Origin of the sequence: Streptomyces sp. NPDC058375, from assembly GCF_042723425.1 — a bacterium.
GTDB classification, from domain to species: domain Bacteria; phylum Actinomycetota; class Actinomycetes; order Streptomycetales; family Streptomycetaceae; genus Streptomyces; species Streptomyces durocortorensis.
This window is the reverse complement of sequence record NZ_JBHXJG010000359.1, coordinates 1-5,483: the sequence shown is the minus strand read 5'-3', so window position 1 is coordinate 5,483 and position 5,483 is coordinate 1. Positions and strand designations below refer to the sequence as shown.

At 71.1% G+C, this 5,483-nt stretch carries 5 protein-coding genes; 1 reads left to right on the top strand and 4 read right to left on the bottom strand.

The features are described from left to right. Positions 1-53: 53 nt before the first annotated feature. The 4 genes from ACFWM7_RS33185 to ACFWM7_RS33170 form a co-directional block, all read right to left on the bottom strand. On the bottom strand, positions 54-425 hold the full coding sequence (locus tag ACFWM7_RS33185) for an FKBP-type peptidyl-prolyl cis-trans isomerase (protein ID WP_205082119.1): 372 nt from the start codon (positions 423-425) through the stop codon (positions 54-56). A gap of 84 nt (positions 426-509) precedes the next feature. Then, positions 510-1,490 carry an FKBP-type peptidyl-prolyl cis-trans isomerase gene (locus tag ACFWM7_RS33180; protein WP_383267923.1) on the bottom strand — a complete coding sequence of 327 codons (981 nt, stop codon included), beginning with the start codon at positions 1,488-1,490 and terminating at the stop codon, positions 510-512. Positions 1,491-1,633: 143 nt separating this feature from the next. Next, positions 1,634-2,995, bottom strand: coding sequence for a Pup--protein ligase (pafA, locus tag ACFWM7_RS33175; RefSeq protein ID WP_010057126.1), 1,362 nt, complete (start codon positions 2,993-2,995; stop codon positions 1,634-1,636). A gap of 9 nt (positions 2,996-3,004) precedes the next feature. Continuing rightward, positions 3,005-4,264 carry an MFS transporter gene (locus tag ACFWM7_RS33170; protein ID WP_383267919.1) on the bottom strand — a complete coding sequence of 420 codons (1,260 nt, stop codon included), beginning with the start codon at positions 4,262-4,264 and terminating at the stop codon, positions 3,005-3,007. 135 nt (positions 4,265-4,399) lie between these two features. Here ACFWM7_RS33170 and ACFWM7_RS33165 point away from each other — a divergent pair, with 135 nt between their 5' ends. Then, entirely contained in the window at positions 4,400-5,434 is a 1,035-nt protein-coding gene (locus ACFWM7_RS33165; protein WP_383267915.1) for a LacI family DNA-binding transcriptional regulator, read from the top strand. The last annotated feature ends 49 nt before the right edge of the window (positions 5,435-5,483 follow it).

The window sequence follows — 5,483 nt, the reverse complement described above, 5'->3', positions numbered from 1 at the left end:
CCCCCGCCGTGTGGCGGGGGCCCTCATGCGCTCATGCGCGCGACCGGAACGGATCAGACCGCGACGAGGTCGCAGACGAAGATCAGCGTCTCGCCGGGGGCGATCTTGCCGCCGGCGCCGCGGTCGCCGTAGGCGAGGTGGGCGGGGATGGTCAGCTGGCGACGGCCGCCGACCTTCATGCCCTGCACGCCCTTGTCCCAGCCGGAGATGACCTGGCCGGCGCCGAGCTGGAACTGGAGCGGGGTGCCGCGGTTCCAGGAGGCGTCGAACTCCTCACCGGTGGAGAAGGAGACGCCCACGTAGTGGACGGAGACGGTCTGGCCCGGCTGGGCCACGGCGCCGTCGCCCTCCCAGATGTCCTTGATCTCCAGATCGGCCGGCGGCTCGCCGCCCGGGAAGTCGACCTCGGGCTTCTCGATGCTCACTGAACTGCTCCTAAAAGAATCTTGGGGAAAACCCCACAAGTTTCGCACGGGTCGCCCCGCCGCTCGGACCGTACCGAGGGTGTCTCAGACGGTTCCGAGGATGTCGACGACGAAGACCAGGTTGTTCTTGGCCAGCTGGCTGGAGGGGTCGGCGCCGTAGGCCTGGTTCGGCGGGATGGTCAGCAGGACGCGGTCGCCGACGTGCTTGCCGACCAGTCCCTTGTCCCAGCCCTGGATGACACCGCCGACACCGATCGGGAAGGCGCTCGCGCCACCGTGGTCCCAGGAGGAGTCGAACTTCTTGCCGTCCTCCCACTTCACCCCGGTGTACTGGACGACCAGGCCTTCACCGGCCTTGACCGCGGCACCGTCGCCCTTGATCAGCACCTGCTCCTGGAGGTCCTTCGGGGCCTTCTCGCCCTTGGGGATGGTGATGGTCGCGGCCTTCTGCGGCGCGGCCTTCACCTCGGGCATCCCGGCCTCGCTGGCGGCCTGGTCGCCCTTGGCCTCGCCCTTCTTGTCGACCTTCTTGGCGTTGACGATGTCGACGACCCAGACCAGGGGGTCGGTGGGCTTGATCCCGGACTGCGGGTTCAGCTGCTCGCCGACGATCGCCTCGGCCGTGCCTTCGACCTGGACCCGGCTGCCGACCTTGTGGCCGGTCAGCGCGTCCGCGACCTTGGTCGGCAGCATCTGCCCCTGCTGGCCGACCTCCTGCACGACCTGGGCGCGGGGGGCCTTGGGGTCGGCGCCCTGCCGCTGGGCCCAGGTGGAGCCGAGCGCCTCGATGTTGCCGACGAAGTCCAGGCGGACGATGTCGCCCTTCTTCACCTCGGCGCCGTCACCGGTCGAGACGTCGCTCGCCACGACCTCGTCGGACACCTTGGCGCCCTTGGGCATCTCGATCTTGGGCTCGGCGCCGAACTTCCCGGACACCTCGGCGACGGGCCCCGACTTCTTCGGAGCGGCGTCGTCCTTGGAATCGGAACCGCAGGCGGCGGTGATCAGCAGAGCGGGCACGACCAGTACAGCGGCGGCACGCCGGGCAGTTTTCGTGGGGATCATCAGTCCAACTCGCGTAGGGGGCTCCGGGCACTCCCGCCACTCTACGACTTCGCCCCGGCGGCATCACGGGTACCGACACGGCTGTACGCCGGGGCTGCGCGCCCCGGCGTACACTGTGTCCCTTTTCCCACGAACCGGCCCGGTCACATGCCGGCGATCAGCTTCTCCACCCGCTCGTCCACGGACCGGAACGGGTCCTTGCAGAGCACCGTGCGCTGCGCCTGGTCGTTGAGCTTGAGGTGGACCCAGTCGACGGTGAAGTCCCTCCGCTGCTCCTGGGCCCGGCGGATGAAGTCGCCGCGCAGCCGCGCCCGGGTGGTCTGCGGGGGCACCGACTTGCCCTCGAAGATCTTCAGGTCGTTGCAGATGCGGGCCGTCTGCCCCTTCTTCTCCAGGAGATAGAAGAGACCGCGGCGGCGGTGGATGTCGTGGTAGGCGAGGTCTATCTGGGCGACCCGCGGATTCGACATGGTCATGTTGTGCTTGGCCCGGTACCGCTCGATGAGCTTGTACTTCATGACCCAGTCGATCTCGGTGTCGATCCGGTCGAGGTCCTGGGCCTCGATCGCGTCGAGGGCGCGGCCCCACAGCTCGAGGACCTGGTCGACGGTGCCGGTGCGGATGCCCCGGCGCTCGACGAAGTCCACGGCCTTCTCGTAATACTCCCGCTGGACCTCGATGGCCGAGGCCTCCCGGCCGCTGGCCAGGCGCACCTTGCGCTGTCCGGTGAGGTCGTGGCTGACCTCGCGGATCGCCCGGATCGGGTTCTCCAGGGTCAGGTCGCGCATCACCGTGCCCGCCTCGATCATGCGGAGCACCAGGTCGGTGGCGCCGACCTTGAGCAGCATGGTCGTCTCGGACATGTTCGAGTCACCGACGATGACGTGGAGGCGGCGGTACCGCTCGGCGTCGGCGTGCGGTTCGTCGCGGGTGTTGATGATCGGCCGGGAGCGGGTGGTCGCGGAGCTGACGCCCTCCCAGATGTGCTCGGCACGCTGGCTGACGCAGTAGACCGCGCCGCGCGGGGTCTGGAGCACCTTGCCCGCGCCGCAGATCAGCTGCCTGGTGACGAGGAACGGAATGAGGATGTCCGCGAGCCGGGAGAATTCTCCGTGCCGGGCCACGAGGTAGTTCTCGTGGCAGCCGTAGGAGTTTCCCGCCGAGTCGGTGTTGTTCTTGAAGAGATAGACGTCGCCCGCGATTCCCTCCTCGTGCAGGCGGCGTTCGGCGTCGACGAGCAGGCCTTCGAGAATGCGCTCGCCCGCCTTGTCGTGCGTGACCAGTTCGGTCACGTTGTCGCATTCGGGGGTGGCGTATTCCGGATGCGATCCCACGTCGAGGTAGAGGCGGGCGCCGTTCCGCAGAAAGACGTTGCTGCTGCGGCCCCATGACACAACACGGCGGAAGAGGTAGCGCGCCACTTCGTCAGGTGACAGTCGGCGCTGTCCCCTGAACGTGCACGTGACGCCGTACTCGTTCTCCAGCCCGAAAATGCGGCGGTCCATGACTGAACATTACGCCTTATGGCCCGAGCTGAAACCGGGTTCGACGGCACCGTTTCGATCATTTTCCGATCCCGTCACGACGGCGGCCGTACGGACGGGTGTCTCCAGGAGCTTCCCGGTGGTCAGCAGGACGATCAGGGCCGCCACTCCCCCGGCCCCCGCGACGGCGAAGCTCCAGGCGGTCGAGCCGAGTTCGACGGCCGGTCCGGCGACGGCCGAACCGGCTGCCGCGCCTACGCCGAACGTGGTGACGAGCCACGAGAACGCCTCGGTCACCGTGCCGCGCGGTGCGTGCCGGTCGACCACGATGAAGGAGCAGGCGATGGCCGGTGCGAGGAACACTCCGGCGAGGGCGGCGAAGGCCGTCATGACGGGCACCGAGGGGGTGAGCGTCAACGGCAGATAGCCCAGCGCCAGCAGCCCGACGATGATCCGCAGCCGCTTCTCGGGGGCGCCGGCCCACTGCCGTGCCCCGTAGGCCAGTCCGCCGATCAGCGCGCCGAGGCCGAGCGCGGCCATCAGCCAGCCGTAGACCGACTCCCGGCCGTGGTCGTCGGCGTAGGCCACCCCGGCCACGGTGATGGAGCCGAGGGCGAGCCCGACGAAGAAGAACGCGCCGAGGAGCGCGAGGAGTCCGGGCGAGCGCAGGGCGCCGAGCCAGTGCGCCTCTCGGGGTGCGGAGCGCCAGGTGCGCGAGGGCTCGGACAGGACCACGGACAGGGCTCCGAGGACGCCGATGGCGTTGATGACGAGCAGGGCGGCGGCCGGGGACCAGAGCGAGACGAGCAGCGTCACCAGGAGCGGTCCGACGGTGAACATGATCTCCTGCGCCACGGCGTCCATGGCGTAGGCCCGGTGCACCTGGCCCTCGCCCTTGAGGACGCTGGGCCACAGGGCCCGCAGGCCGCCCTCCAGGGGCGGTGTGGCGATTCCGGCGACGATGACGGCGAGGTAGGCCAGCGGGAGCGAGCCGAGGCCGGCGAGGGCCAGGAGGGCCATCCCGAGCGCGGAGACCACGGCGGCCGGGAGCTGGACGCGCGGCTGCCCGTACAGGTCCACCGCCCGGCCGAGCAGCGGCTGCCCGACGGCGGTGGCCAGTCCGTACGCGGCGGTGAGGGCGCCGGCCAGCGTGTAGCTGCCGCCCTCAGCCCGGGTGAACAGCACGATCGCGATGTGCGCGGTGCCGTTGGGCAGCCGCCCCACCAAGGTGCCCGTCAGCAGCCGGGCGGCATGCCGCGCCCGGAGGATGTCCAGATATCCCGCGGCCATTCCCGCCCCTCTCCGCCCCGGCCGACGGTGCCGCCCCCGAGGTGTTACGTATAACGTCGAGGTTCATACGTACCATGTGCGCAGTTCGCGGGTCCACCTCGCGGCGTCACGGAAACATCCCGCACGGAGGCCCGAGTGACCAGCGCGCAGCAGCCCGTCCCCGCCCGGCCCACCAGCCGTGACGTGGCCCGTGCGGCGGGCGTCTCGCAGGCGACGGTCTCCCTGGTGCTCGGCGGGAAGTGGCCGGGCCGGGTGTCGGAGACCACCGCCCAGCGGGTCCGGGACACCGCGGCGGAGCTCGGCTACCGGCCCAATCTGGCGGCCCGCAGCCTGCGGCTCGGCAGCACCAGAACGGCGCTGCTGGTGGTGCCCGCGCTCACCAACGAGTTCTTCGCCCGGGTGTACGCCGGGGCCGCGGCGGTCGCCGCCGAGCACGACTTCGGCGTGGTGCTCTACCCCTCGCCGGACGGGACGGGCCCGGCCCGGGATCCGTTCGCCTCGGCCCGCGCGGCGCTCGACGGGGTCATCGCGTCCTCGATGGCCGCCGACGCGCTGGGCGCGCTGCACGGGGCGGATCTGCCGCTGGTGATGCTGGACAGCGACCCTTCGGACACCGGCCCCGCCGCCCATGTGAACGTCGACATCGCCGACGGGATGCGGCAGGTGACAGGCCATCTGCTGGGGCTCGGCCACCGCCGCTTCCTGCATCTGGCGTCCGCCGTGGACACCTGGACGTTCGCGGTACGCGCCCGGGCGCTGCACGACGCGCTGGGCGCGGCGGGGGACGCGACGGTGCGTACGGTACGGGCCCCGCTGGACGTACGGGCGGGGCGCGAGGCGGCCGAACAGGCGCTGGCGGCCGCCGGGGACCGGCCCACCGCGATCGTCTGCGACGACGACATCCTGGCCGCCGGCGCCTGCAAGGCCGCCCGGAGGCTCGGGCTGCGGGTGCCGGACGAGCTGTCGGTGACCGGGTTCGACGACCTGGCGCTGGCCACCGCGCTGGAGCCGGAGCTGACCACGGTGCGGCTGCCGGCCGAGCAGGTCGGGGAGCGGGGCATGGAGGCGCTGCTCGCCGTGCTGGACGGCCGCCCCTTTGAGCCGGGCGGCCTGCCGGTCGACCTCGTCGTACGCGGTTCCACGGCACCGCCCCCCGCCGCACGGGCATGACGGCGCCCCCGGGCCGGGGCCCGGGGGCGCCACAAGCGCTCTCGCTACT